This window comes from Afipia birgiae 34632 (assembly GCF_000308295.2).
Lineage (GTDB): Bacteria > Pseudomonadota > Alphaproteobacteria > Rhizobiales > Xanthobacteraceae > Afipia > Afipia birgiae.
This window is the reverse complement of the sequence record NZ_HG326654.1, coordinates 260,057-284,793: the sequence shown is the minus strand read 5'-3', so window position 1 is coordinate 284,793 and position 24,737 is coordinate 260,057. Positions and strand designations below refer to the sequence as shown.

Annotated in this window: 27 protein-coding genes; 14 read left to right on the top strand and 13 right to left on the bottom strand. The window is 61.2% G+C overall.

Translation table 11 applies throughout. The features are described 5' to 3' along the window. Positions 1-6: 6 nt before the first annotated feature. Positions 7-1,518, top strand: coding sequence for a flagellar hook-associated protein FlgL (locus BN32_RS20010; protein ID WP_019196227.1), 1,512 nt, complete (start codon positions 7-9; stop codon positions 1,516-1,518). 121 nt (positions 1,519-1,639) lie between these two features. On the opposite strand, the gene flbT (BN32_RS20005) is transcribed toward BN32_RS20010, so the two are convergent. Continuing rightward, a complete protein-coding gene (flbT, locus tag BN32_RS20005) occupies positions 1,640-2,074 on the bottom strand; it encodes a flagellar biosynthesis repressor FlbT (RefSeq protein ID WP_019196228.1) in 435 nt (144 codons plus the stop codon). A 309-nt stretch (positions 2,075-2,383) separates the two neighbouring features. On the opposite strand from flbT (BN32_RS20005), the gene BN32_RS20000 reads away from it, so the two are divergent. The 5 genes from BN32_RS20000 to BN32_RS19980 all read left to right on the top strand — a co-directional run bounded on the left by BN32_RS20000 (position 2,384) and on the right by BN32_RS19980 (position 7,018). Continuing rightward, entirely contained in the window at positions 2,384-3,943 is a 1,560-nt protein-coding gene (locus BN32_RS20000) for a flagellin N-terminal helical domain-containing protein (protein ID WP_019196229.1), read from the top strand. 237 nt (positions 3,944-4,180) lie between these two features. Next, positions 4,181-5,755: a flagellin N-terminal helical domain-containing protein gene (locus BN32_RS19995; protein WP_019196230.1), complete on the top strand. Its 1,575-nt coding sequence runs from the start codon at positions 4,181-4,183 to the stop codon at positions 5,753-5,755. Positions 5,756-5,892: 137 nt separating this feature from the next. Further along, the gene (gene flbT, locus BN32_RS19990; protein ID WP_019196231.1) at positions 5,893-6,273 is read left to right on the top strand and encodes a flagellar biosynthesis repressor FlbT; all 381 of its coding nucleotides are present in this window, start codon (positions 5,893-5,895) and stop codon (positions 6,271-6,273) included. Positions 6,274-6,276: 3 nt separating this feature from the next. Then, the gene (gene flaF, locus BN32_RS19985) at positions 6,277-6,642 is read left to right on the top strand and encodes a flagellar biosynthesis regulator FlaF (RefSeq protein ID WP_040427087.1); all 366 of its coding nucleotides are present in this window, start codon (positions 6,277-6,279) and stop codon (positions 6,640-6,642) included. Between the two features lie 16 nt (positions 6,643-6,658). Further along, entirely contained in the window at positions 6,659-7,018 is a 360-nt protein-coding gene (locus BN32_RS19980; protein WP_019196233.1) for a hypothetical protein, read from the top strand. A gap of 38 nt (positions 7,019-7,056) precedes the next feature. On the opposite strand, the gene BN32_RS19975 is transcribed toward BN32_RS19980, so the two are convergent. The 4 genes from BN32_RS19975 to BN32_RS19960 all read right to left on the bottom strand — a co-directional run bounded on the left by BN32_RS19975 (position 7,057) and on the right by BN32_RS19960 (position 9,566). Beyond that, the gene (locus BN32_RS19975; RefSeq protein ID WP_019196234.1) at positions 7,057-7,419 is read right to left on the bottom strand and encodes a hypothetical protein; all 363 of its coding nucleotides are present in this window, start codon (positions 7,417-7,419) and stop codon (positions 7,057-7,059) included. Positions 7,420-7,617: 198 nt separating this feature from the next. Continuing rightward, positions 7,618-8,109: a hypothetical protein gene (locus BN32_RS19970; RefSeq protein ID WP_040427084.1), complete on the bottom strand. Its 492-nt coding sequence runs from the start codon at positions 8,107-8,109 to the stop codon at positions 7,618-7,620. A 21-nt stretch (positions 8,110-8,130) separates the two neighbouring features. Beyond that, positions 8,131-8,472 carry a flagellar assembly peptidoglycan hydrolase FlgJ gene (gene flgJ / locus BN32_RS19965; protein WP_019196236.1) on the bottom strand — a complete coding sequence of 114 codons (342 nt, stop codon included), beginning with the start codon at positions 8,470-8,472 and terminating at the stop codon, positions 8,131-8,133. Further along, complete coding sequence (locus BN32_RS19960; protein ID WP_019196237.1) at positions 8,472-9,566, bottom strand: flagellar basal body P-ring protein FlgI; 1,095 nt, start codon at positions 9,564-9,566, stop codon at positions 8,472-8,474. Before BN32_RS19960 ends, flgJ begins: the two co-directional genes overlap by 1 nt. A gap of 317 nt (positions 9,567-9,883) precedes the next feature. On the opposite strand from BN32_RS19960, the gene BN32_RS19955 reads away from it, so the two are divergent. The 3 genes from BN32_RS19955 to BN32_RS26365 all read left to right on the top strand — a co-directional run bounded on the left by BN32_RS19955 (position 9,884) and on the right by BN32_RS26365 (position 11,214). Then, a complete protein-coding gene (locus tag BN32_RS19955) occupies positions 9,884-10,303 on the top strand; it encodes a flagellar assembly protein FliX (protein ID WP_019196238.1) in 420 nt (139 codons plus the stop codon). A gap of 218 nt (positions 10,304-10,521) precedes the next feature. Next, a complete protein-coding gene (gene dksA, locus BN32_RS19950) occupies positions 10,522-10,887 on the top strand; it encodes an RNA polymerase-binding protein DksA (RefSeq protein WP_006021432.1) in 366 nt (121 codons plus the stop codon). A 147-nt stretch (positions 10,888-11,034) separates the two neighbouring features. Further along, positions 11,035-11,214: a DUF3551 domain-containing protein gene (locus BN32_RS26365; RefSeq protein WP_082773505.1), complete on the top strand. Its 180-nt coding sequence runs from the start codon at positions 11,035-11,037 to the stop codon at positions 11,212-11,214. Positions 11,215-11,253: 39 nt separating this feature from the next. Here BN32_RS26365 and BN32_RS19945 read toward each other — a convergent pair whose 3' ends face one another. The 8 genes from BN32_RS19945 to flgF all read right to left on the bottom strand — a co-directional run bounded on the left by BN32_RS19945 (position 11,254) and on the right by flgF (position 17,556). Continuing rightward, positions 11,254-12,402 carry a GGDEF domain-containing protein gene (locus BN32_RS19945; protein WP_019196239.1) on the bottom strand — a complete coding sequence of 383 codons (1,149 nt, stop codon included), beginning with the start codon at positions 12,400-12,402 and terminating at the stop codon, positions 11,254-11,256. Positions 12,403-12,767: 365 nt separating this feature from the next. Continuing rightward, positions 12,768-13,028, bottom strand: a complete 261-nt coding sequence (locus BN32_RS19940) for a DUF3606 domain-containing protein (RefSeq protein ID WP_019196240.1) — start codon at positions 13,026-13,028, stop codon at positions 12,768-12,770. Between the two features lie 79 nt (positions 13,029-13,107). Then, entirely contained in the window at positions 13,108-13,344 is a 237-nt protein-coding gene (locus BN32_RS19935) for a hypothetical protein (RefSeq protein WP_040427077.1), read from the bottom strand. Positions 13,345-13,509: 165 nt separating this feature from the next. Next, on the bottom strand, positions 13,510-13,803 hold the full coding sequence (locus tag BN32_RS19930; protein ID WP_019196242.1) for a hypothetical protein: 294 nt from the start codon (positions 13,801-13,803) through the stop codon (positions 13,510-13,512). Positions 13,804-14,174: 371 nt separating this feature from the next. Beyond that, positions 14,175-14,933, bottom strand: coding sequence for a flagellar basal body L-ring protein FlgH (gene flgH / locus BN32_RS19920; RefSeq protein WP_019196244.1), 759 nt, complete (start codon positions 14,931-14,933; stop codon positions 14,175-14,177). 5 nt (positions 14,934-14,938) lie between these two features. Beyond that, positions 14,939-15,976 carry a flagellar basal body P-ring formation chaperone FlgA gene (flgA, locus tag BN32_RS19915; RefSeq protein ID WP_019196245.1) on the bottom strand — a complete coding sequence of 346 codons (1,038 nt, stop codon included), beginning with the start codon at positions 15,974-15,976 and terminating at the stop codon, positions 14,939-14,941. An 11-nt stretch (positions 15,977-15,987) separates the two neighbouring features. Then, positions 15,988-16,776, bottom strand: a complete 789-nt coding sequence (gene flgG / locus BN32_RS19910; protein WP_019196246.1) for a flagellar basal-body rod protein FlgG — start codon at positions 16,774-16,776, stop codon at positions 15,988-15,990. A 12-nt stretch (positions 16,777-16,788) separates the two neighbouring features. After that, complete coding sequence (gene flgF, locus BN32_RS19905; RefSeq protein WP_019196247.1) at positions 16,789-17,556, bottom strand: flagellar basal-body rod protein FlgF; 768 nt, start codon at positions 17,554-17,556, stop codon at positions 16,789-16,791. A gap of 367 nt (positions 17,557-17,923) precedes the next feature. On the opposite strand from flgF, the gene fliL reads away from it, so the two are divergent. From fliL to BN32_RS19880, 5 genes are all read left to right on the top strand, one after another. Continuing rightward, positions 17,924-18,409 (top strand): flagellar basal body-associated protein FliL, encoded by a 486-nt coding sequence (fliL, locus tag BN32_RS19900; protein WP_019196248.1) that lies wholly within the window; start codon positions 17,924-17,926, stop codon positions 18,407-18,409. A gap of 18 nt (positions 18,410-18,427) precedes the next feature. Continuing rightward, a complete protein-coding gene (gene fliM, locus BN32_RS19895; RefSeq protein WP_019196249.1) occupies positions 18,428-19,633 on the top strand; it encodes a flagellar motor switch protein FliM in 1,206 nt (401 codons plus the stop codon). Beyond that, positions 19,630-20,112, top strand: coding sequence for a DUF6468 domain-containing protein (locus BN32_RS19890; RefSeq protein ID WP_019196250.1), 483 nt, complete (start codon positions 19,630-19,632; stop codon positions 20,110-20,112). The genes fliM and BN32_RS19890 overlap by 4 nt, the downstream gene beginning before the upstream one ends. After that, positions 20,109-20,876 (top strand): MotE family protein, encoded by a 768-nt coding sequence (locus tag BN32_RS19885; RefSeq protein ID WP_019196251.1) that lies wholly within the window; start codon positions 20,109-20,111, stop codon positions 20,874-20,876. The genes BN32_RS19890 and BN32_RS19885 overlap by 4 nt, the downstream gene beginning before the upstream one ends. Positions 20,877-20,994: 118 nt before the next feature. After that, entirely contained in the window at positions 20,995-24,729 is a 3,735-nt protein-coding gene (locus tag BN32_RS19880; RefSeq protein WP_019196252.1) for a PspC-like choline-binding domain-containing protein, read from the top strand. Positions 24,730-24,737: the final 8 nt, after the last annotated feature.

Below are 24,737 nucleotides of genomic sequence, written 5' to 3'. Positions count from 1 at the left end.
GGTCTCATGGCTATCGAGGGCGTTAGCGGCCGGACTTCGTATCTCGGCTCGTCGATTCTCAACCTTAAGAGTCAGCTCGATACGCTGACGCAGCAACTTGCGTCGGGAAAGAAGTCGACAACCTATGCCGGCCTCGGCGTTGATTCGGGCACGGCAACGGGCCTGCGCGCGCAGATTTCGTCGATTGCCGGTTACGCCAACACCGGCTCCGTGCTGAATACGCGCATCAATGTCGCGAACCTGTCCTTGCAGGGCATCAGCAGCGCGGGCAGTCAGGTCAAGGCTGCGGCCGCAGGTGCAACGCTTAATCTCGACAGCAGCGGCAAAACAGCCGGGCAAAAAACCGCGATGGCGTCATTCACGCAGGTCATCGCGCTTCTCAACACCGAAGTCGGCGGACGTTACATGTTTTCCGGCCGCGCCACCGATACGCCCGCGACGGAATCGGCCGATGTGATTCTCAACGGCAGCGGCACCCGCGCCGGGCTGAACCAGATCATCGACGAGCGCGGCCAGGCTGACGGCACCACAGGCCTTGGCCGGACGGTCATCACGTCGCCGACGCCGACATCGGTGACGATCGGCGAAGACGTCGCGGGATCTCCGTTTGGCCTCAAGCTGAGCGCGATTACAACAACGTCGGCGACTGCGACCGTCACCGGCCCCGCGCCTCCGGCAGCGCCTCCCGGCGCACCTTCGGAAATGTCGGTCGATCTCGGCGCGACCAATCCGGCCGATGGCGACAAGGTCCGGTTCACATTCAGCCTGCCGGACGGCACCTCTGAAACCATCGAGCTCACGGCGACGACAACAACGCCGGTGCCCGCCGGCAGCTTCGCCATCGGCGCTGACTCAACGGCAACGGCCGCCAACCTCAAGGCCGCGCTCAATACCGCGGTCGGCACCCTGTCGAACACGGCGCTGGTGGCGGCCTCTGCCATGGCTGCATCCGATAATTTCTTCAGTTCGTCGCCGCCGTTGCGCGTCAATGGGCCTCCATTCAACACCGCGACGCTGCTCGTACCCGGCACGGCAACCAACACTGTCTCCTGGTACACTGGCGAGGACGGTCCTGACCCGGCGCGCGGAACGGCTGTCGCCGGCATCGATCAATCGATCTCGGTGCAGTACGGGGCACGTGCCAACGAAGATGCGTTCGTTGCACAGTTGAAGAACATCGCGGTCTATGCCGCCGTGTCGACCAATGCGAGCAATCCGAACGCGAACGGACAACTCACCGCGCTGAACTCGCGGATTGTCGACAATCTTGCCGTGCATCCGGGCACGCAATCGATCCAGGACATCCAGGCCGATTTTGCCGGAGCGCAAAGTGCGATCTCCATCGCCAAAGACCGGCAGACACAGACCGGAGCGGTCGCCCAGTCGATGCTGGATTCGATCCAGGGCATCAACGACAACGAGGTCGCAACCAAGATCCTTGCTTTGCAGACCGCCTTGCAGGCGTCGTATCAAACCACCGCGTCGCTTTACCAGATGAGCCTGGTGAAGTTCCTGTAAGGCCGGCGTGCATCGTCACGCCGCCGGGCGATCGTCACGCACTTGATCCATGACACCGAAACCCTGAAACGAAAAAGGCCTCCTTCTGGAGGCCTGTTCGCATGTTGGTTTGCGTGTGGTGCTAAGCGGCGCTGCTGAAGCCGGCTTGGGCCATTTCCGCGTTCAGGCCGCGGGCCTGATCGATCAGGCGCTTCTCGTAAGCGATCAGCTTCTTGGATTCCTTCAAGGCTCTATAGTAGTCGCCGCTTAAGATGTGGTTATTGATTTCCTCAATCATCCCAGCAGCGCTCGGCACAGCGCTCAGGAAATCGCGCATCACGTCGAAATATACCGCGTGGTGTTCCTGCGGGTCGTGCGAGATGTACATCAGCTGGACCGCCAGATAGATCAGCTTGGCCGGCGTGTCGGCGGTGTCCGGTGTCAGAATATCTTTCTCTCGCAACACTGGCAGCCTCTCTCCTTCGATCAGGAATTTTGCGCGCTGATCGGTATTTGTGATGACGCATGAGCCGACAATGATCTTCTCGTGCGGCTTGAGTTCGACCTTCAAAGCCATGTGGCGGTTCTCCGTGCGAGCCGGCTTCGAGTGATCCGGCAGATGGCGCGATCCTTTCGCGTTATAGTTAACGCGAGGTAAACGCCGCCGCAGTCAGCGGCGATGGCGTTGAGGAAATTGCCTTGTCAAATCAACGCATTTGCCATTTTGCGGCGCTGCACTCGCAGCCGCCTTATGCGGAGAGTTGAACAAATCCGGTTCACATCTTTTTAGACTGTTGGTCTCAATGTCCGACGGCTCGCTGATCGAAGCTATCAGCGGCACGCTTGTACACGTTGCGTTTTGCGTCACACCAGAAAGGTTGTTTCCATGTCCGGTATCGTTCTCTCCTCTTCGGTTCGCCAGAACCTGCTCTCGCTCCAGTCGACCGCTGATCTGCTTTCGACCACCCAGACCCGCCTTGCCACCGGCAAGAAGGTCAACACCGCTCTCGACAATCCGACCAACTTCTTCACTGCCGCTGGCCTCGATGCCCGCGCCAGCGACATCAACAACCTCCTCGACGGCATCGGCAACGGCGTGCAGGTCATTCAGGCCGCCAACACCGGCATCACCTCGCTGCAGAAACTGGTCGATACCGCGAAGTCGATCGCCAACCAGGCGCTGCAGACCCCCACCGGTTACACCAAGTCGTCCGTGACCTCGCTTGCGACCACCGGCGCGACCGCGTCCAACCTGCTCGGCAACCCCGACACGGCTGCGACAAGGTCTGGCACCGTAGTTGCGACCCTCGCGACCGGTTCGGACTTGAGCGCTGCGGCTGGCGGCGGCTTTGCCAACGGTGATACGCTTATCGTCAACGGAAAGACGATTACGTTCGCCACGGGTGGCGTTGGTGCAGCCGCATCGACGGCCGATGCAAGTGGAAACGTCACCATCAACCTGGCCAATGGTGCCGGTCCGACCAATACAACGACGGCGACGCTGAAGTCCGCTATCGAAGGCATCGTCGGCGCCGGCAGCACGTTCACCATCGCTGCGAACGTTGCTACGATCACTGCCGGTAACACGACCGACAGCATCGTCCTTGGCGGCAGCGCGCTGAGCAAGCTCGGCCTCACCGCTGGCACCACGGCACCGACCTCAACGGTGACGGGCAAGACGCTGACCATCGGCGCAACCGGCGGCGGCACTGCAACCAACATCACCTTCGGTACGGGTGCTGGTCAGGTTTCGACCCTGAACGAACTCAATGCGGCTCTGTCGGCGAACAACCTGCAGGCATCGATTGATACAACTGGCAAGATCTCCATCACCACCTCCAACGATGCCGCGTCAGCGAACATCGGAATCATCGGCGGAACGGCGGCGGCGTTTGCCGGTGCGACAGCCGCTGCGGCGGTTGCTGATCCGAACTCGCAGGCAACCCGCGCCAGCCTGGTGAACCAGTACAACAACGTCATCGACCAGATCCGCACGACGGCTCAGGATGCGTCCTTCAACGGCGTCAACCTGCTGAACGGCGACCAGCTCAAGCTGGTGTTCAACGAAACCGGCAAGTCGACGCTGAACATCACCGGCGTCAACTTCAACCCGGCTGGCCTCGGTCTTGGTTCGCTGACCGTTGGCACGGACCTCGTCGACAACGCGGCGACCAATAAGGTTCTGGCATCTCTGAACACTGCCAGCACCACGCTGCGTTCGCAGGCTTCGGCTCTGGGTTCGAACCTGTCGATCGTGCAGACCCGTCAGGACTTCTCGAAGAGCCTGATCAACGTGCTGCAGACCGGCTCGTCCAACCTGACGCTGGCCGACACCAACGAGGAAGCGGCGAACAGCCAGGCGCTGTCGACCCGCCAGTCGATCGCGGTGTCCGCGCTGTCGCTGGCCAACCAGTCGCAGCAGAGCGTTCTCCAGCTGCTCCGCTAATACCGGAAGCACTGCAAACCAACAGAACGGCGGGGGAAACCCCGCCGTTTTTGTTGCCCGTTGTGGCGCCGGCAGGGCAGGCGGTTACGTCGTTAAGGCTTTGTAAAGGACGATATTTAAGCCGCTGTTAACTATAATTTAAACCGTGCCTCTTAAGAATTGGGGAAAGACGCCGTTCTCCATGCTGCACCTGCCGATTCGGGTCGGTATTTCGCATACTTAAGGAAGGTACCCATCATGTCCGACATCGTTCTCACGGCGTCAGTTCGCCAGAACCTGCTGTCGCTGCAATCGACGGCGGACCTGCTGGCCACCACGCAGAACCGCCTTGCTACCGGCAAGAAGGTCAACTCGGCTCTCGATAACCCGACCAATTTCTTCACGGCCGCCGGGCTCGACGCCCGCGCCAGCGACATCAACAACCTTCTCGACGGCATCGGCAACGGTGTGCAGGTCCTCCAGGCGGCCAATACCGGCATCACCTCGCTGCAGAAGCTGATCGACAGCGCCAAGTCGATCGCCAACCAGGCGCTCCAGACCAACGTCGGCTACACCAAGTCGAGCACAACGACCGGCCCGATTGCGGGCGGGTCGGGCGCCAACCTGCTCGGATCGCCCGATACCGCCGCCACCGTGACCGGCGGCATCGTCGCCGGCCTGACGGGGGCCACCACGCTGGCCGCCGCCGGCTTCGCCAACGGCGACTCATTCACGGTCAACGGCAAGACGATTTCGTTCACCACCGGTATCGCCGGCGATCCCCCATTCACAGCCGATCCGGTCACGGGCAATGTTTCGGTCAGTCTGTCCAGCGCCACCGGCGGCACCGTGGCCTCTGTCCTTAGTGCCATCAACGGCATCACCGGTGGCACATCGAGCCTCAGCGGCGGCGCCACCAGCAGGCTGACGGTCAGTAATGCCGCGGCTGACTTCGCGAACAGCATTACCTTCGGCGGCACCAGCGGCGTTCTCAACAAGCTCGGCCTCGCCACCGGCACCACGCCGCCGACGTCCACGTTCGCGGGCAAGACGCTGACCATCACCTCGACCACCGGCGGCCCGACGACCAACATCGTCTTCGGTCCCGACGTAGGCCAAATCTCGACCATCAACCAGCTCAACGCCGCACTGCTGCCGAACAATCTTCAGGCCAGTGTCAGTTCGACCGGCGCGATCACCCTGACCACATCGAACGATGCCGCATCCTCGACGATCGGCACGATCGGCGGCACGGCGACAGCCGCGGGAGAGATGTTCGCCGGCGTGATCGTTTCCGCTCCGGTGGCGGAAGCCAATTCGCAGGCGACCCGCGCGAACCTGGTGTCGCAGTACAACAACATCATCAACCAGATTAAAACGACCTCGCAGGATGCGTCGTTCAACGGCGTCAATCTGCTCAACGGCGACCAGCTCAAGCTGGTGTTCAACGAAACCGGCAAGTCGACGCTGAACATCACCGGCGTCAATCTCGATCCGGCCGGCCTGGGTCTTGGCGCGCTGTCCGCCGGCAGCGACTTCATCGACAACGTCGCGACCAACAAGGTGCTCGACGCGCTCAACTATGCGAGCAGCTTCCTGCGCTCGCAGGCATCGACACTCGGTTCGAACCTGTCGATCGTGCAGATCCGCCAGGACTTCTCGAAGAATTTGATCAACGTGCTGCAGACAGGTTCGACGAACCTGACGATCGCCGACACCAACGAGGAAGCGGCCAACAGCCAGGCGCTGTCGACCCGCCAGTCGATCGCGGTGTCCGCACTCGCGCTGGCCAACCAGTCGCAGCAGAGCGTGCTTCAGCTTCTCCGGACTTAAGAGAAGGCTAAGGCTTAGAACAGGAAGACGGCGAGGGGGCATCCTCGCCGCTTTTTTGTGCCGCAAATTACCGCTATTTCTCAAGGATTGACAGGCAGCGGTCTGACAGGAGCTACGCAGCATAAGGGAGACAGAACGTGCCCCTCAGAGTCGAGCTCAAGCCGTTTGAGCGCATCGTTATTGGCCAGAGCGTCATCACCAATTCGGAAACGCGCGCGACGTTTCTGATCGACGGTGAGGTGCCGATCTTGCGCGAAAAAGACATTCTGACTGCGGAGACCGCGAACACGCCGGTCAAGCGAATCTATCTCTGTGTTCAGCAGATGTATCTTGAAGATGACATTCCGAAGTATCAGGAGCTCTATCTCGGCTTCGTGAAAGAACTGCTGGAGGCCGTGCCGAGCTTTCGCAGCCACATAGAAGCCGCAAGTAATCTTATTTTAAGCGGTTATCTTTACAAAGCTCTAAGAGAAATCAGGAAACTAATAAGTCGCGAAGACGATCTGCTATCGAGGTGATGAATGTCTACAGCCGCTCAGGCTTACGCTAAGACTGCTCGTACGACAGCGTCCCCTCGCGAAATCGAGGCCCAAGCTCTTCTCAAGGCTGCGAACAAGCTTCAACATGTGATGTTGAATTGGGATCATCCCGACACGGACTTCGCTGAGGCGCTGCTCTTCAACCGCAAGCTCTGGTCGATTCTTCTGAGCGCGGTAACCAGCGACGACAACCCGCAGACCCTCGAGGTGCGTCAGAGCGTTGCCAATATCGGTACCTTCGTCCTGACACAGACCGCAGAATTGCAGCTCAATCCGCAGCCCGAAAAGCTGAAGTCGCTGATCGACATCAACTGCAATCTGGCGGCCGGATTGTCGGGCCGGGCATAACGACACGGACACCCTCGTGGCAGATCTCCTCGGTATCATATCGGCGAACTACGTGGCGGTTGGCTCGAACGTCAACTATTCCAAGGGGCCTTACGTGCCCGTTGATGCCGCCAGTTACGAGGGTAACTGGACCGGCAAATACGCCAACAACGACTCGTTCAGCATCCAGGTTTCCAACGTCGTCGGCTTCCGCGCCAAGGCGCGGTATCAGAGTGGCGCGACGGTGAAGTATCAGGACGTGCTGATCAGGGACAACTCGTTCAAGATCGGCGATTCGAAGTTCACGCTGACGAAGCAAGGTACGGCGCAGATCAAGACGGTCATGACCACCAACGGCACTCAGTCCCTCGAGACGGCTTACGCCAAGCAGAACTGATTTTAGCTGTTCGCTGTGGCGCGAGCCCCGGCCAAATCTCAGATTCTGAGATCGGTATTCCGGCGCATGTTGTCTTCCCGGGCGATATCCATCGCCCGCAGATAGGCGCGTGCGCGCAGCCTCGCTTCGTCCGGATACTGGCGGATCACCAGGCTGGTCGCGCTGTCGACGGTTCGATAGACGATTTCAGCCGCGGCGCGATCGATAATCACCTGCTTTGAGAGCCGATCGGTTTCCGCCTGGGGATTGATGCGCGCCTGAACGGAAGCGTCAGGCGCTGTGACGGTCTTGTCAGGAGGAAGCTGCGTCGGGACAGCCGTCCGCGCTGCGCCAGACGCAGGTTCGGCATATGTCGCGACAACCGATGCCCCCACCGGCTTGATGTTGAAATCCGTACTCATGGCAGCCTCTGGCTTCCCCTTGAGTCAAACCCAACCCTCCGGCTCCAAATATGGAGGAACTCTCTAAAGTCGATCCTTATGTTTCTGCGGTGATTTTATTCAAAACGTCTGCATTTCGCGCTGCCACATACGCAACGCGAGATCGGCGCGGCCCATGGTCGTGCCATCAGCCGCGCGGGGATCGATCGCGAGAGGAAGTCAGAGAGAGCGGCTGACGGACAGTGGTGTGACGTGACGCGGACCCGGCATCGCGCGTTGTCCGCCCGCAGTATAACCGTTCGGAAGATTTTTCCGCTGCATTTCGCCGTTGACGCCGCGGACGATCCCCTCGGAGATCGCGTGGGCCGTCGCAAGCACTGTGAGATTGACCTGCAACATCGCACGGAACGTGTCGTGATGACGATGCAGCGCAGTGAGCAATTCAGGAGTGGATTGCTTGAGGTAGTCGCGGCTGTGCGTCAGTTTTGAAATTGCGTCGACATACTGGCGCGACATCTCGCCCTTTTCGGTTTCGAGCGCCATCGCTTCGCGGACATTGCCGGCGCGGACAAGTTCGGTCTCGCGCTCCACGATCCCAAGCAGCGAACTCATGATCTGCATCAATCCCTCGGCTAGCTTGCGGGCCTCGACCGGCGTCGATGCCTGGGCTGGAGATGCGGGCGCGCTGGAGCTTTGCTGTTGAGGGCTCATGAGGTGTCTCTTCCGATGCGCTTAGCTTGCGCGATTGGCCTGTTGAAGAATGAGAGTGCGATAAACGTCGCTGGAGATTCCGACGCCGCCGGACTGCGCGAACGATTTCGAATACTGCTCGGTCATCATCGAGCGCCAGATGCCAGTACCCGGCGTGTTGCCGTAGGGGCCATCGCCCTTGATGCCGCTCATCATCTGCGTGAACATCGAATTGAGAAACACCGCCTCGAAATCCTGCGCCTGGCCCATGGCTTTCGCCTGCGCCTGCGGCGAGACTTTCGTCAGCGCGTCTTGCAGCAGTAGATCGGGGCGTCCACCGGTGAAGGTCGTCGGAGCCCGCGTGGTGGTCGGGGTGATGCTCATCACATCACCTCGATGTCGGCCTGGATCGCGCCCGAGGCCTTGATGGCTTGCAGGATACCTATCAGGTCGCGCGGGCCGATGCCGAGCCCGTTGAGGCCATCGACCAGTTGTTGCAGCGAGACGCCGTCCTTGACGACTGCGAGTTTCTTGCCGTCCTCCTGAACGCCGACGCGGGTGTTCGGTGTGACCACGGTGCGTCCGCGTGAGAACGGCGCGGGCTGGCTGACCTGCGGGCTTTCCGAAATCGAGACGGTGAGATTGCCCTGTGCGACCGCGACAGTCGCGACCCGCACGTCGCGGCCCATCACGATGATGCCGGAGCGTTCGTCGATAATGATTTTGGCGCCGAGATCCGGCTCGACCTGCAACTGTTCGATCTCGGTCAGCAGCGCGACCACGTTGCCCTTGAACTCGGCCGGAATGCTGAGCTGCACGGTGGAGGGATCAACCGGCTCGGCGGTCTTGGTGCCGAGGTAGTCGTTGACCGCGGCGGCAATGCGCTTGGCGGTGGTGAAGTCGCCGTTGCGCAGGGCAAGGCGGACGTTGGGCAGGCGGTTCAGCGCGAACTCGATTTCGCGCTCGATGATCGCGCCGTTGGCGATCCGGCCGACTGTCGGGACGCCCTTGGTGACGCTGGCGGCCGCGCCCTCGGCTGAGAAGCCGCCGATCGCGAGCGAGCCCTGCGCGACAGCGTAGACGTTGCCGTCGGCGCCGAGCAGGGGGGTGACGAGAAGGGTGCCGCCCTGGAGGCTCTTGGAGTCACCGAGCGCCGACACGGTGACGTCCATGCGGGTGCCCTGGGTGCCGAAAGCGGGAAGGTTGCCGGTGACCATGACGGCGGCGACGTTGCCGGTGCGGATGGTGGAGCCGCGGATGTTGACGCCCATGCGCTCGAGCATCGCCTGCAACGATTGCTTGGTGAAGGGGATGTTGTTGAGGGTGTCGCCGGTGCCGTTGAGGCCGACCACGAGGCCGTACCCGATCAACTGGTTCTGGCGCACGCCTTCGATGTTCGCGAGATCCTTGATCCGCGACGTCGCATGGGCTGGCGCGCCCGAGGCGCTGATAGAGGCGGTCAGCAGGGCGATGGCCATGCAGGCTGCCTGAAAAGTCCGAAACATCCTCTGCTCCCCGCTGAGGTCTTTGCGGACTGCTCCGTGCTCCCCACGGGACTGGTCCGCCATTAACTATGCGAGGGCCGTGCCAAGGGGGAAAATCAGATAAGCGTCTGTATATATTATGATATTTTCTTAGTTCTGGCGTCGGGGCGGTTCCGCCGGAGCGCCGAACTTGCCGTATCCGGCACAAATTGCCGGGTTGTTTACCTCTCATTAACCATAAACAGCCACTTTGAGGCGTGGACCAGTCAGGGCGTCACGCCAGCGGTCCCAACCCGTTGCGAGATAGCACGATGCGAATTTACGGACCGAATGGAGCCAATCTGGCGTCGCCGGCGGCAAGCGCGCGGCGCTCGAGCTCGACGGCCTTTTCCCTTGGCGACATCGGCACGCCAGCGGAGACCCGGTCTGCTGCAGCGCCGCGCGCCACCAGCGGAATCGATGCGCTGCTGGCGATGCAGGGTGTCGAAGACTCTACGGAACGCCGCCGCCGCTCGGTCGCCCGCGGCCGGACCGCGCTCGATGTGCTCGACGACCTCAAGATCGGGCTGCTGGCGGGGGCGTTCGATTCAACCACCGTCGCCCGCCTGCGCACCGCAGCGGCGGACCTGAAGGTCACCTCCGGCGACCCCGGGCTCGACCAGGTCCTGTCCGAAATCGAGCTGCGGGTGGAAGTCGAACTCGCCAAGGCTGGTCAGTCCGCCGGCGGGTAATCGCGCTGCCGCGCCCGGCCAGATCGGGCTGGGTTCCCTGTGGAAGGCTTATTACCGGGGATTCCCGGGGGTTCCGGCCCACCGGCGATATTGTCTGTCATAGGCCGCCGCTATATAAGCTGCGGCGCGAACGGGCATATTCCGTCCGCCTTGTACGCCGACATGGACCGCACTTGGAAAAGTTGAAGAACTACAGGCCCTCTGAAAAAGAGCCTTTCATGAACGAGCGTCAGCGGGAGTATTTCCGCCGGAAACTGCTCGACTGGAAGGAAGAGATCCTCCGGGAATCGAAGACCACGCTTCAGCAGCTTCAGGAAGAAAACGTCAATCATCCTGATCTTGCCGACCGCGCTTCATCAGAGACCGATCGCGCCATCGAACTTCGCGCGCGCGACCGTCAACGCAAGCTCATTTCCAAGATCGATGCCGCCCTGCAGCGGATCGAGGACAATACCTACGGGTATTGCGAAGAAACCGGCGAGCCGATCTCGCTGAAGCGGCTGGAAGCGCGCCCGATCGCGACGCTGTCGGTCGAGGCGCAGGAACGCCACGAGAAGCGCGAGAAGGTTTACCGCGACGAATAAAGCAATTTGCGTCGCAACTGCTTCATCGATTCCAGCCCGGTGGTTGAAAGACCATCGGGCTTTTTCGTTCCGTTTCGGAACAGGAGGGGCCTTCGCGAATTAGCGCAAGCACAAGGGAGGATCATCGTGAAGATAATTTTGATCGTTATGGTGCTCGCGACAACCTCGTTCGCATTCGCCGGTCAGGCCGATGCAAGAGGTTACAAGTATTGTCTGAAGAGTTCGCCAGGTCCCGGCGATTGCAAATATAGCGGCTACCGGCAGTGCATGGCCTCGGCGTCGGGTTTGAATGCAACCTGTGTGCGAAACTATGGGCCGCGTCGCTGAGCCGGAATTTTCGCGGTTCAGCCCACGGAGTTCACCCGATTATGCAGCAAGGCTGAAATCGGAGATTTGGACGCGGTTGCGGCCGGAAGCTTTGGCTTCATAAAGTGCGGTATCTGCCCTGCTCAGCAGCGACTGGAGCGTCTCCGGCTCCGCCGAACGGATGGCGATTCCTGCACTGACCGTTGCCTGAACGGGTCCATTCTCCGTTTGAACGATCGTTGCTTCAATTTGCCGCCTGATGCGGTCTGCAACAGCGGCCGAAGTTTTCGGACTGGAGTCCGGCATGATGATGCAAAACTCTTCGCCCCCCATGCGCGCAGCCAGATCATTCGAGCGAATGTTGGAGTGTATAACGTCAGCAAAGGCCATCAGCATCCGGTCGCCGGAATCGTGTCCGAAGCGGTCATTGATCGTCTTGAAGTAATCCAGATCCATCATCACGACCGCCGTCCCGGCTGACGCGATCCCCATCCGGGTGTCGAACAATGCGCGCCGGTTGAGAAGACCGGTCAGGGCGTCTCTCATGGCATCCGATTTGTGCCTGTTGGCGATGCGCATCTGGTTGAGGGTGAGGGAGAGCCCCCCGATACCGGTCAATCCGGCGATTGCCATGATGGAGTTGATCTCCTCCGCCCAGTTGGCTGGCCGGGCCGTCAGGACGATCTGGCCCTGCTCGGCGAGTGCGTAACCGCATGCGATGAAGGATGCCGCTGTGGCGACACAGCATATGGTGTTCGCCGTCATCAGAAGCCGGGATTCAGTGCGCGCCAGCCAATAGTGACGCGCAATCAGTATAAGAAGTGCCCCAATCGCGACATTGCCGATCATCGTTCCGATCCCGGAGTAACCCAGCGCAAAGGCTATCGATGTCGGGATGGAAGCAAGAGCGACAGATACAGTTGTTGAAGTCCAGTTGGTCCGGCCCGTGCAAAACCTGGCGCAGCCCGCGTGAAGCAATCCAAATCCCGCGATCAGGAGCAAGAAGGATGTCAGCAGCAGTCCTGAATTGTATCTCTCAATGACGGCGCCAAAGACGACGACACCTGCGACGATGAGTGCAAGCCCGATCGACCAGATCAACAGATGGATCTCGGATCGTCCGATCGCCCACATCATGAGGAACGTAATGCCGAGCGATGCCCCCGAAAAGCCGATGGCTACGAGGACGGATAGCTGATCAAGGAACATGGGACGAGGCCCCGGGCTAAATTCTGTATCTCTTTAGATAGGTCAATGATTGTTACCTAACCAACGATGGCGGGTCTCGTTCGCTTCTCAGGGTGATCAAATGGTTACCCGGTTCAGTCAAAGGATAGCGGTCGCCGAACTCTCGCGTGGGCGATCGCAAGGCCAGGATTTGGCCTTGTGACGGTGTCTCATTGGGCTCGTTTACGGAATCCGGGCCGGCGTCTCATCGCGTGCGACGATATGCGGTTCGCGCGTCGTCCGACGTGAAGGCTTGACGCGCCCCGTGTCCGTGTAACGGACCGCGACGCCGACTATACGTTGTTATTGAGTGATCCGAGGGCGCTTATCTGCGCACGCAGCGCGGTTTAGTCGGCCGGCTTGTGAGTGCTCGGCCCGTCTGGCCCTGCCTTGACTGCGCCCGTCCTGTCATTGCCCGGCTTCCCGGAGTTCGATGCGCCGAGTTCTTTGCGAACAGCGGCGGCGGAGTTTCCGACCTTGTCGATGGCCTTCTCCAATTCTTCCCTGGTGACACCGAGGTGCTTGGTCCAGTAGCGGACCTCATCGTCTGCGTTCATCGCGATATGACAGCGATCCTGTTGGCCCTTTACCGCAAGACGATCTGTCATTCCCGCCTCCTGAGGTAACTCCCGTCAAATTCCGCGGTCGGAGAAATGACCCCTTCAGGGGCCATTCCATGCCGATCGGTCAGTGATGATGGTGGCCGCGCTTGATGACGATCGCCTTCTTGTTGTGGCCGTGGCCCCGCTGCCAGCCGTGATGGCGTGGCATATAGGCGCGAGCGCCGCGATATTCGCTGTGATGATTGCCACGATGCATTCCGCGTTCACCGGACTTGATGACGACGGTCTGCGCGCTGGCCATCGAAGGCACCGCAATGGTAAGTGCAGTAACAGCCGCAATAACAAAACCAAACTTCTTCATTTCTGTCTCTCCTTTGATAAAGCGATAGTAGAACAGGAGGGGCAACCAAACGTTCCACGCGCAGCACAGACATTTTTATGAACCGCCGTTCACCGAGTACGAGCAGCGAATCCCGGCGCAGAAAACTGCTTACGCGCTGGAACGAACGCACGATGAACTTTCGCGCTATGCGAGGGTATGAACAATAACCGGCCCGGCGACCGCAGTGGCCGGTCCGGTGAGCAGCGGCGCGAGATCCCGCTCGATCCACGCAAGCCCGCGTTTGTTCGACTCTTCCGCGCCCGCGAAATTGTTGAAGATGCTGATCGCGGTCACAGTGTCGTCCGGCGCATAGATCACATAATAGGCTATGAAACCTTCGACATCGCTGATGATCGGGATCGCGCCTTCCTTGATCCTGCGCGTCAGTTCCTCGGCCATGCCGGCTTTTGCCTTTCCCTGACGAATGGCTGCGTACATAGCATCCTCCTTCACTGGCCGGCCGCCCGAGGCTGCGATTGCTGCAATGTGGCATCACGCTATTCAGGGGCGGCCGGGCAGCGGGATTGTCCGCGCGCTGAACGCTTCGCAGTTGCGCATCGGGGAAAATTATCACTTCCGCGGGTGGCTGAACACGGCGAATGACGCCGTCGTAACCTCAAACGATCACGGCCCAAACGATCACGGCCTCTGTCAGGGGAGCTGACAGAGGCCGTGTCGTGAACACCATGCTGCGCCTAGGTTCGCCGCCTGGTGTGGGAGCTGGGAGAAAGACGGTGGGAGCCGTCTCGTTTACTCGGGGGCGTGATCTCCTTCCGAAAACGATTCAAGATCACGCATCAGCGTCGTGTTTAGAACGGCAGCAGGATATCGAATGCCTGCTGGCCGTAGCGGGCCTGCTGCACGTCGGTGATCTGGCCGCGGCCGCCGTAGGCGATGCGGGCCTGCGCGATCTTGCTGGAGTCGATGGTGTTGTCGCTCTGGATGTCTTCCGGCCGGACGATACCCGCGACGACAAGCTCGCGGACTTCGAAGTTGACGCGAATTTCCTGCTTGCCTTCGACGACGAGGTTGCCGTTCGGCAGCAATTGCGTGACCACGGCGGCGACGTTGGTCTGCAACGCTTCCTGCCGGTTGACCGATCCCTTGCCGTCGCTGGACGAGGTGGAGTCCGCCGTGAGCATGCGGCCGGGAGGGATCGCAGCGTTGGTGCCGGGGATCTTGTTGATGCCGAAGAAGCTGGTGACGCCGGAGTTCTCGCTGTTGGTGCGGCTGCGCTGGGTTTCGTTGGCGATGTTGGCCTTGTCGGTGATGTTGACCTGCACCGTGAGGATGTCGCCGATCTGATGCGCGCGCTGATCCTTGAAGAAGGCGCGCGAACCGTTTCGCCACAGCGAGTTCGGATTGAACGACGCCGGTTGCGGCGCGGGCATCGGCATCGACACCGGCTTGTAGCCCGCCTGCGTCGTCGGATTGTCGATCGCCGAGAGTTTTGGCTTTTCACCGATCGCCGCGAGACGATCGAGGGACGAACAGCCGCTAGCCAGGGTACCGAGTGCCAGCAGGCTGCTGGCGACTATGAGGCGATTGAACGCATTGGACTTTGACATGACTGTTACTCGGCTTTTCTGGATTCAGGGGCGGACGCGGCTGGCGATGGGCTGGTCGAGAGGGCGGCGGTCGTGAGACGGGCCGTTGGGACCATGATCGAGACTTGCCCGGGGCCGGTCACGACGCCCTGGACGGTGCGTTTCGACTGCAGGTTGACGACGTTGACGACGTCACCCTCGGTGCCACTGTCGAGCGCCTTGCCGCGGCCGGTGAGATAAAGGCCCGGCGTTTCGTAGATCAGCGTCACGCCCTGGTCGCGTGCGACCATGTCAGGCTTTGCAAGGTCGGTCATTTTCAGCGCCTGTCCGGCGCGCATCTGCTTGCGGGCCTGCATGCCGAGCGAACGGTCGCGGCTGGCGACGTCATTTCCGACTTCTGTCTTCGGCCGCCGCTCGATCACGACATCGGATGACTTGATAATGTCGTTGCGTTCGACGGAGCGGGTCAGCACAGCCGCTTCGACGGTTTCCACCGCGGTGCCGATGAAGCGTAGTTTGGTCGGCGTGTAGGTGACGTCGTTGGGAATTTCAAAAGTGATGTCGAAGCGGCCATTGCGCGGGTCGAACCGCACGGTCGTGGCGCGCATGTCGCCGGTATGCGCGGCATCGAGCTGAAGTTCGCGCAGATCGCGCTCAAAGGTGACCGAGATATTGGCGGCGTCGCCGAGGCCATTGCGGCGCTCAAGCACGCGCGCGATCTGAAGCTCGATCTCTTTCGAAACCAGGGTGCGTGAGGACCGTGTCACCATGACTTCGCGGATATCATGGGTCTGGACGCCAATCACCTCATGGGTGCGCAGCACCGAAAGCAGTTGCTGCGTTGGCAGCGATCCGGTGGAGCCGAGATCGGGTGCACGGAAGATGGCGATCTGTGCGGCAGTCCCGGCATTTTCCACCACGTCGCCGATCCGGACTACGTCGCTGCTGACGGTGACGTTCGCGCGCAAGACTGGAGCGGCGAGCGAGTCCCGTTCCGATTGTGCCAATGACACGTCGGACGTCAGGGCGAGCAGGGCGGCGGCGATCAGTGTAGAGCGCAACATCATTCTCTCCCTCAGCGGAACATGCCGGTGGTGGCCTGCATCATCTGATCGGCAGCGCTGACAACCTTGGCATTCATTTCATAGGCGCGCTGCGCGGCGATCAGGTCCGAGATTTCGGAAACGACCTCGACGTTGGCCTGTTCAAGATTGCGCTGCTGCATGTCGCCGAAGCCGTCCGCATTGGCGAGGCCATCCTGCGGCGGGCCGGAAGCGGGCGTATCGGTGAACAGGTTGTCGCCGATCGACTGCAGGCCCGCCTTGTTGATGAACCGCGTCAGGCTGATCTGCCCGACGACGGTTGGCGTAGTTGTCCCTGGCGTGGTGACCGAGACCTGGCCCTGCTGGTTGACGGTGAGGCCGGATGAGTTCTGCGGGATGGTGATCGTCGGCTGCACGGGATTGCCCTGCGCCGTCACCACGCGGCCCTGACCGTCGGTCGTGAAGGAGCCGTCGCGCGTGTAGGTGTAAGTGCCGTCGGTCATCTGGATCTTGAAATAACCTTCGCCGCGGATAGCGATATCGAGGTCGCCGCCGGTGGGCAGCAGCGTGCCCTGCGTCATCAGGCGCGGCGTGCCGACGGTTTTGACACCGCCACCGATATCGATGCCGACCGGAAGGACGGTGCCCTGATCGGACGCCTGCGCGCCGACGCGCTTGACGTGTTCGTAAATAAGATCCTGAAACTGCGCCCGCTGCTTCTTGTAGCCGGTGGTGCGCAGGTTCGCGATGTTGTTCGAGATGACCTGAACGTTGAGTTCCTGGGCCGCCATCCCGGTCGCTGCTGTGTAGAGTGCGCGCATGGAACTGTTTCCTTATGCCGGAACTTCGGCGAGCGTCTGGATTGCGTTTTTGCGAAGGTCGTTCTGCTGCTGCATCAGCGAGGCGACCGACTGGTAGGTACGCATGACTTCCATCATGCGGGTCATCTCGGTGATCGCGTTGACGTTGGACTTTTCAACGAAGCCCTGATTGAAGCGCGAGGCGAGGTCAGGCTGGGCGGTGTTGCCGGCGGGCGCGGAGTAGAGATTCGAGCCTTCCTTCACCAGCTGTTGCGGATTGTCGAACTTCACGAGCTTCAGCTTGCCGCGGATGGAGTCGAACTGGGTCACGATGCCTTCTCGCACCGTGATCGTGCCTTCGCTCGAAATCACAATCTCCTTGTCGGTCGGCTGAAACACGATCGGGCCATTGGTGCCGAGCACGAGATTGCCGCCGGTGGTCACGAGCTGGCCCTGGGCGTTGATCTGGAACGAGCCGTCGCGGGTATAGCGTTCGCCGGCCGGAGTCTGGACCGCGATGAAGCCCTTGCCGTCGATGGAGACGTCGAGCGGGCTGCCGGTCTTCGCCGCTGGACCCTGCGTGAAGTCGTGATAGGCGGCGCGGTCCTGGACGAAGCTGACGCGGCGATCGCTAACCGAGAAATTGTCTTCGTGGGCGCCGGTGTTCAGGTATTCCTCGAACAGCGACTTGTTGGCCTTGAAACCATTGGTGTTAACGTTCGCCACGTTGTTGGCGATGACGTCGATCTGCCGCTCAAGCGACATCTGCCGCGATAATGCGACGAGAAGCGTATTCTCCATCGGCCAATCTCCCCTTGTTGAACCGCGGCCTGCCTCTCCCAAGGCCTGACGCGGATCGTGCGAACCGTTGAAGCTCTCCCAAGCTGCGGTCCGCCATCTACAATGCGAGAGCCGTGCCAACTTGAAAAAATTAGAAATTTCAATTATTTATTGATTTTCTGGGGGCGCCCGGCGTCGGCAATAACCTCTTGTTGACCATGTTGCCCCGGCAAAAATTTCCCAGTTGAAGGACAAAAGAAAGATTTCGTTAACCATTGCGTCCTTACGGTGGACGGAGAGGGCGCTCGCGCGCCGGCGGCCTTTGTATCGCGTCAGTTAAAGCCAGTTCGGCAGCATCGAGCCCATCCCAGGATTGCGGGCGGGGGCAATGGCAGACGACGATCAGGTCGAGGAGGGCGCGGAAGCCGCTGCTCCGAAGGGTAAACGCAAACTCATTATAATGGGTGGCGCCGCAGTACTCGTGCTGCTGCTGGCCGGGGGCGGCTGGTTCTTCTTCATGCGCGGGCCCGCGAAGGAAGTGCAGGTCGCCGCGCCGCCGCCGAAGCCGCCGGTGTTCCTCGATGTGCCCGAGGTGCTGGTCAACCTTGTGAATATGCCGGGCGAGCGGGTCCAATACCTCAAAGTCAAGGTCGTGCTCGAGGTCAAGGATCAGCCGCTGATGGCACAGATCGCGCCGACGATGCCGCGGGTGACCGATCTGTTTCAGACCTACCTGCGCGAGCTGCGTCCGGCCGATCTCAACGGCTCGGTCGGGCTATTCCGTCTGAAGGAAGAGCTGACGCGCCGTGTCAACGCCGCGATTTCACCCAGTCAGGTGAACGCTGTGCTGTTCAAGGAAATCATCATTCAGTGACAGACGGAAATTGAAGCAATGTCTCCGGGTGATAATGACGTCGATCAGGATGCGCTAGCCGCCGAATGGGAAGGCGCGCTCGATTCAGAAGATCCGGCCGCCGCTGCGGCTGAGGCGGAAGCCAATACGCTGACCGAGACCATGGCCGAGCAGTGGGCCGCGATGGTCGATGACGGCAGCCGCAGTCTCGAAATCGGCAAGGCCGGCGGCGAGCGCGTCCTGTCGCAGGAAGAAATTGATAATCTGCTCGGCTTCAGCGACGGCGAGCTCAATATCGACGAGAACTCCGGCATCCGCGCCATCATCGACTCGGCGATGGTGTCGTATGAGCGCCTTCCGATGCTCGAAATCGTCTTCGACCGCCTGGTGCGGCTGATGACGACGAGCCTGCGCAATTTCACCTCCGACAACGTCGAAGTCTCGCTGGATCGCATCACCTCGGTGCGCTTCGGCGACTATCTCAATTCGATTCCGCTGCCCTGCGTGCTGTCGGTGTTCAAGGCCGAGGAGTGGGAAAACTTCGGCCTGTTTACCGTCGATTCGAGCCTGATCTATTCGATCATCGACGTTCTGCTCGGCGGCCGCCGCGGGCAGCCATCGCTGCGTATCGAAGGCCGGCCCTACACCACGATTGAAACCAATCTCGTCAAGCGCCTCGTTGAGGTTGTGCTCGCCGATGCGGAGCAGGCCTTCCGGCCGCTGTCGCCGGTGACCTTCACCATCGACCGGCTTGAAACCAATCCGCGCTTTGCTGCTATCAGCCGTCCCGCAAACGCCGCCATTCTCGTCCGCCTGCGGATAGACATGGAAGATCGCGGCGGCAACATCGAACTTCTGCTGCCTTACGCCACCATCGAGCCGATCCGCGACGTGCTGTTGCAGATGTTCATGGGTGAAAAGTTCGGCCGCGATCCGATCTGGGAAGGTCATCTCGCGACCGAGATCGCGCAGGCCGAAATCGCGGTCGATGCGGTGCTCTACGAAGCCCACATTCCGCTCAAGCAATTGATGACGTTGAAGGTCGGCGACACCTTGCCGCTCAATGTGCGGCCCGATGCGCTGGTCACCGTGCGATGCGGCGACGTGGCGCTCAGCGAGGGGCGGATGGGGAGGGTCGGCGACCGGGTCGCCATTCGCGTCACCCGGCCGCTGCGTAAACCTCACACGTCTTACGCGATGTTCGAGAAGCAAGACGAGCAAACCAAACTGATGGAGGCACAATGAGTCATTCATTCGGACTTGTGATCGAGAGCCTGGTTGCAGTTCTGCTTCTGCTCACGATCGGTTACTGCATGCTGCTGAATCGCCGTCTCAAGCGGCTCAAGGCCGACGAGCATTCGATGCGCGCCATGATCGCCGAATTGATCACGGCGACGGAAATCGCCGAACGCGCTATCGGAGGCCTGAAGGTGACCGTGCGGGAATGCGACGAGAATCTCGGCGCGCAGCTTACGGCCGGCGCGGCATTGTCTGCGAAACTCGCAAAGCAGGTGACAGCTGGTGATGCGATCCTCAATCGCCTGACCCAGATCGCGCTCGCAGCCCGGCCTGCCGGCGCCGAAGCGCAAGCCACTGCCGATGTAGCGGAGCCGGTAGCTCCCGCGCAGAACATATCGGCGCAGAACTTGTCGAACGCCAAGGCGCTGCTTGCCGCCGCGCAGGCCTTCTCCGAGCGGCGAAGGGCGACCGGTCTCGCCGCATGAAAGCCATTCTTCGCGATATCCGGCTCATCCCGATACTCCTGATCGCGACCTGCTGTCTGGTCGTGCTCAAGGTGTCGGGCCTTCTTCTCGAAGGCGGATATATTCTCAACGACGATGCGCCGAAATCCAAGTCCTGGGCGCAGGAGACGTTCAACTTTCCGTCGGGCAAGAAGGTCGATCCAGCGGATATCACCGGCTCGGTCGCAGCCAAGAAAGAGGAGAAGCCGGTTGTGGCGGCTCCAGAAGTTTTGCCGCCGCCGCCCGAGAACGTGGTTTATCCCGATCCCAACCGTCCGATCACGGCGTCGGAACGCGCGGTGCTCGAAAGTCTCCAGGCGCGGCGTCAGGAGATCGAAACCCGCGCGCGCGAAATCGACATCCGTGAAAGCCTGATGAAGTCGGCTGAAAAGCGGATCGAGGGCAAGATCGAGGAAATGAAGGCGACCGAAGCGCGGGTGTCCGTCGCCGGGCAGCAGAAGCAGGAACAGGAGGCCGCGCGCTTCAAGGGACTCGTGACGATGTACGAATCCATGAAGCCGAAGGACGCCGCGAAAGTCTTCGATCGGCTTGAATTGTCGGTGCTGTTCGAAATCGCTTCGCAGATCGCGCCCCGCAAGATGTCGGACATCATGGGACAGATGCAGCCGGAAGCAGCCGAGCGATTGACGGTCGAGATGGCGCGCCGCTCCACCGGAGACAGATCATCGTCTGCCAGCGATCTGCCGAAGATCGAGGGCAGGCCGCAGGTGCAGGTCCGCAATTGAGGCGGGTGATTAACAACTCCTTAACAGGCGAATTCTAGATTCAAATTGCGCGTCTGAACCACAGGTCCGGAACAACAGAGAGCCGGCGAGAAAAGACTCTGACGAGAAAGATTTGGGAATGTCCTGCAAGGCCGCCCGCACGTTCAAGGCCGCCCGGAAGTCCGGGGCGACGGCCCGGTCTTTTGCGGACAGGCTCTGCCACGGCCTGCAGCCGCCGGCGCTTGCGCTGGCTGTCGCGTTATCCTGTCTTTTTATCGGGACTCAATTTGCGCGCGCTGAACCGGTCAGGGGCGAAGCCACGCTGACGGCGCAGTCCGGATATGCGCGGATGGTCCTGCAGTTTCAGGAAGATATCCCGACCGAGGTCACCGTCGCCGGAGCCATCCTGGTAATCCAGTTCAGGAAGCCGGTCGCTGTTCCGATTGATCTGCTCGCCGATTCGGTCCCGGCCTATGTCGGATCGGTTCGCCGCGATCCCGATGGCACCGCGATCCGCATGGCCCTGACGCAGAAGGTCCGCGTCAATGTGATGACGGCGGGCGAGCGCGTGTTCATCGATTTGCTGCCGGAGAAGTGGACGGGGCTTCCGCCAGCGCTGCCGGCCGAGGTCGTCAAGGAATTGTCGGATCGCGCGATTGCCGCCGAGCGGGCACTGCGCATTCAGAAGATGGCGGATGAAGCCAAGAAGCGGCCGCCGGTCCGGGTGCGGGCCTCCGTGCAGCCGACTTTCGTCCGGTTCGTTTTTGAAATCCCGGACGGCGTCAGCGTGTCATCGTCACTGGGGGCAGACAAGTTTTCGCTGGCGTTCACCTCGCAACTAACGTTCGATCTTGCGGATGCCAAGATCGCGATGCCTGCGAACATCCAGTCGATCACTCAGAAGATCGACGGCGAGACATCGCGGGTCGACATTGCGCTGATCGGCGAGGCCGATGTCCACGCGTTCCGCGAGGAGAAGAATTACGTCGTCGACGTTGCGTTCGAGCAGGGGCAGAAATCGAAAGCGGCCAGGTCGCTTCCGAAGGCTCTGTCGACGCCTGCCGACAAGGCCGTCGAAATCGTACCGCCGACGTCCCAGCAGATCGCGCAGCAGATGGCGAAGCCGGCCGACACGGTGCAATCCGAGGTGAAATCTCCAGAGGCCAAATCTCCTGACGCCAAATCTTCCGAGATTGCTCCGCCTGAGGCCAAAACATCAGACGCCAAGCTCTCGGACAACAAGCCTTCCGATAACAAGCCGCCTGTTGCTGACGTGAAGGCGGAAGCGACTCCCCCCAAGCCTGAGATCACCGCGCCTTCCGCGACCGCGCCGGTCGTGGCCGCCGCTGTGGATGCGCCAGCGAAAATGCCTGCGGCATCGCCGCCGTCGGTACCAGCCAAGGCACCTCAGCCGGATCGTCCTGCGATGACGCCCGCAGCAGGCGTGACCGTGGACGCACGGCTCACCAGCGACGACTTCCGCCTGACATTTCCGTTCACCAGCCCGACGCCCGCGGCAGTGTTTCGCCGCTCCGATTCGATCTGGCTGGTGTTCGACACCGATCAGCCGATCGACGCCCGCGCGATCAAGCGTGAAGGCTCATGGATCGTCGCCGACGCGATCCCGGTCGATCTGCCGAAAGGCCGTGCCCTTCAGATCCGGCTGAACCGTCCGCAGCTTGCCACCGTGGTCGGTGACGAGCGGGCCTGGACCCTTATCCTTGCCGACAAGGCGCAATCGCCGCCGCAACCGTTGAGCGCCACGCGCAACATGGCCGATCCCAGTCGCGCGAGTGTCGGCGTCAGCCTCGCGAAGCCTGGACAGGTTCACCGCTTCAGCGATCCCGATGCCGGCGATGTTCTGCTGGTAATGACGGCCGGTGGACCGGCGCGCGGTTTCATGAAGCGCCAGGATTTTGTAGAATTCGCGCTGCTCGAATCCATTCACGGCGTCGTCGTCCAGCAAAAGTCGGACGATCTGACCGCGGGCATTTCGTCCGACACGCTGATCCTATCCCGGCCCGGCGGCCTGACGCTGTCGACGGCAATGACTGCGCCGGATCGCGCGACGTCGGTCGTTCGTCCGGTGTTCGATGTCACCGAATGGCGCACCTTTCAGAATGCGGAGTTCATTCCCACCCGCAACAAGCTGCTGACCGCCGCTTCGATGGCGACGGGGTCTGCGCGCATGCCTGCGCATGTCGATCTTGCGCGATTTTATCTGGCGCGCGGCATGAACGTCGAGGCGAAGGGGATTCTCGATCTGGCCCTTGCCGAGGTCAAACCCGGCGAGGAGGACGCTGCGGCATTGACGGTTCATGCGGTCGCCAGCACCCTGGCTGGCCGCTCCGAGCTTGCGCTCGCCGATCTCGCCAATCCCGCCGTTGCCGTCAATATCGATTCCCAGCTTTGGAAAGCGCTCGCATTGGCACGGCTGCAGAAGTGGGCGGACGCGCGCGAGAAATTCAAGAACGTCGAATTCGCGATTACGGCCCTGCCGGTCGATCTGCAGCGCATTGTTGTCGCTGAGGCATTTCGGGCATCGCTGGAGGTGAGGGATTATCCGGGCGCGACGGTGCGCAGCGACGATCTCGAAGTTCTTGGCGCCGGTCCCAATCAGGCCGCGTCGATAGCTGTTCTGCGCGGACGCCTGGCCGAAGCGCTGGGCCGCGATCAGGACGCACTGGCCGCGTTCGCGGCCGCCGCCGGATCGGAAGATCGCCCGGCCGCCTCCGAAGCCAAGGTTCGCGAGATTGCCCTGCGCCAGAAGCGCGAGGAGATCACCGACGACGACGCGCAGCGTGATCTCGAAGTTCTTGCGGCGACATGGCGCGGCGATTCCACCGAGGTCAAGACGCTCAGCATGTTGACCCGGCTCTATGCCGCGAAAGCGCGTTATCCGGAAACCTTCGCGGCGGCGTTCCGTGCGATCCAGCTGGAGCCGAACTCCGAAGCATCGCGCAAGTTGCAGGACGAGGCGTCGGTGCTGTTTGAACAGATCTACAACGGCACCAAGGGCGACGACCTTCAGCCGGTCGAAGCGCTGGCGATGTTTTACGAGTTCCGCGATCTGACGCCGATTGGCCGCCGCGGCGACGAAATGATCCGGCGTCTGGCTGATCGTCTCGTCGGGGTCGATCTGCTCGATCAGGCCAGCCAACTGCTGCAATACCAGATCGATCACCGGCTGGAGGGCTCCGCCCGGGCGCAGGTCGCATCAAGACTGGCAATGGTCTACCTGATGAACCGCAAGCCGGAGCGCGCTATCGCGGCGCTACGCACCACGCGGATCGCGGATCTGGCCGGCGAAATCCGCCAGCAGCGTCTTTTGCTGGAAGCCCGCGCGCAGACCGATATCGGCCGTCATGATCTGGCGCTCGACATCATCTCGAATGTCAGCGGCCGCGAGGCGATCCGGCTGCGTTCCGACATTTACTGGGCATCGCGGCGCTGGCGCGAGTCAGCCGAGCAGATCGAATTGCTTTACGGCGATCGCTGGCGCGATTTCCAGCCGCTGAGCGCAACGGAGAAGAGCGACGTCATCCGCGCGGCCATCGGTTACGCGCTGGCGGAAGACGCCATCGGCCTTGCGCGTTTCCGCGAGAAGTACAATCCGAAGATGGACGGCGGCAACGACCGCGCAGCCTTCGATCTCGCCGCCAAGCCGGCGAGGGCAAACAGCGCCGATTTTGCCCGGATCGCGAAAATGGCGGCGACTATCGACACGCTCGACGGTTTCCTGCGTGAGATGCGCATCCGTTTTCCCGATGCGATGGCGCGCGCGAAGCTTCCGCCGGAAATCAAGACCGATCCGAACCCGACCGGCTCGTTGCCGGAGATCATCGGAGTGAAGAAGGTCAAAGCCGCGCGCTGATACGCGCG

Bases quoted from the DNA above. Each gene is read 5' to 3' on its own strand.
- BN32_RS20010 (WP_019196227.1), top strand. From the start codon at position 7: ATGGCTATCGAGGGCGTTAGCGGCCGGACTTCGTATCTCGGCTCGTCG.
- flbT (WP_019196228.1), bottom strand. From the start codon at position 2,074: ATGGCTTTGAAGGTCGAACTCAAGCCGCACGAGAAGATCATTGTCGGC.
- BN32_RS20000 (WP_019196229.1), top strand. From the start codon at position 2,384: ATGTCCGGTATCGTTCTCTCCTCTTCGGTTCGCCAGAACCTGCTCTCG.
- BN32_RS19995 (WP_019196230.1), top strand. From the start codon at position 4,181: ATGTCCGACATCGTTCTCACGGCGTCAGTTCGCCAGAACCTGCTGTCG.
- flaF (WP_040427087.1), top strand. From the start codon at position 6,277: ATGTCTACAGCCGCTCAGGCTTACGCTAAGACTGCTCGTACGACAGCG.
- BN32_RS19975 (WP_019196234.1), bottom strand. From the start codon at position 7,419: ATGAGTACGGATTTCAACATCAAGCCGGTGGGGGCATCGGTTGTCGCG.
- BN32_RS19970 (WP_040427084.1), bottom strand. From the start codon at position 8,109: ATGAGCCCTCAACAGCAAAGCTCCAGCGCGCCCGCATCTCCAGCCCAG.
- flgJ (WP_019196236.1), bottom strand. From the start codon at position 8,472: ATGAGCATCACCCCGACCACCACGCGGGCTCCGACGACCTTCACCGGT.
- BN32_RS19960 (WP_019196237.1), bottom strand. From the start codon at position 9,566: ATGGCCATCGCCCTGCTGACCGCCTCTATCAGCGCCTCGGGCGCGCCA.
- BN32_RS19955 (WP_019196238.1), top strand. From the start codon at position 9,884: ATGCGAATTTACGGACCGAATGGAGCCAATCTGGCGTCGCCGGCGGCA.
- dksA (WP_006021432.1), top strand. From the start codon at position 10,522: ATGAACGAGCGTCAGCGGGAGTATTTCCGCCGGAAACTGCTCGACTGG.
- BN32_RS26365 (WP_082773505.1), top strand. From the start codon at position 11,035: ATGGTGCTCGCGACAACCTCGTTCGCATTCGCCGGTCAGGCCGATGCA.
- BN32_RS19945 (WP_019196239.1), bottom strand. From the start codon at position 12,402: ATGTTCCTTGATCAGCTATCCGTCCTCGTAGCCATCGGCTTTTCGGGG.
- BN32_RS19940 (WP_019196240.1), bottom strand. From the start codon at position 13,028: ATGACAGATCGTCTTGCGGTAAAGGGCCAACAGGATCGCTGTCATATC.
- BN32_RS19935 (WP_040427077.1), bottom strand. From the start codon at position 13,344: ATGAAGAAGTTTGGTTTTGTTATTGCGGCTGTTACTGCACTTACCATT.
- BN32_RS19930 (WP_019196242.1), bottom strand. From the start codon at position 13,803: ATGTACGCAGCCATTCGTCAGGGAAAGGCAAAAGCCGGCATGGCCGAG.
- flgH (WP_019196244.1), bottom strand. From the start codon at position 14,933: ATGTCAAAGTCCAATGCGTTCAATCGCCTCATAGTCGCCAGCAGCCTG.
- flgA (WP_019196245.1), bottom strand. From the start codon at position 15,976: ATGTTGCGCTCTACACTGATCGCCGCCGCCCTGCTCGCCCTGACGTCC.
- flgG (WP_019196246.1), bottom strand. From the start codon at position 16,776: ATGCGCGCACTCTACACAGCAGCGACCGGGATGGCGGCCCAGGAACTC.
- flgF (WP_019196247.1), bottom strand. From the start codon at position 17,556: ATGGAGAATACGCTTCTCGTCGCATTATCGCGGCAGATGTCGCTTGAG.
- fliL (WP_019196248.1), top strand. From the start codon at position 17,924: ATGGCAGACGACGATCAGGTCGAGGAGGGCGCGGAAGCCGCTGCTCCG.
- fliM (WP_019196249.1), top strand. From the start codon at position 18,428: ATGTCTCCGGGTGATAATGACGTCGATCAGGATGCGCTAGCCGCCGAA.
- BN32_RS19890 (WP_019196250.1), top strand. From the start codon at position 19,630: ATGAGTCATTCATTCGGACTTGTGATCGAGAGCCTGGTTGCAGTTCTG.
- BN32_RS19885 (WP_019196251.1), top strand. From the start codon at position 20,109: ATGAAAGCCATTCTTCGCGATATCCGGCTCATCCCGATACTCCTGATC.
- BN32_RS19880 (WP_019196252.1), top strand. From the start codon at position 20,995: ATGTCCTGCAAGGCCGCCCGCACGTTCAAGGCCGCCCGGAAGTCCGGG.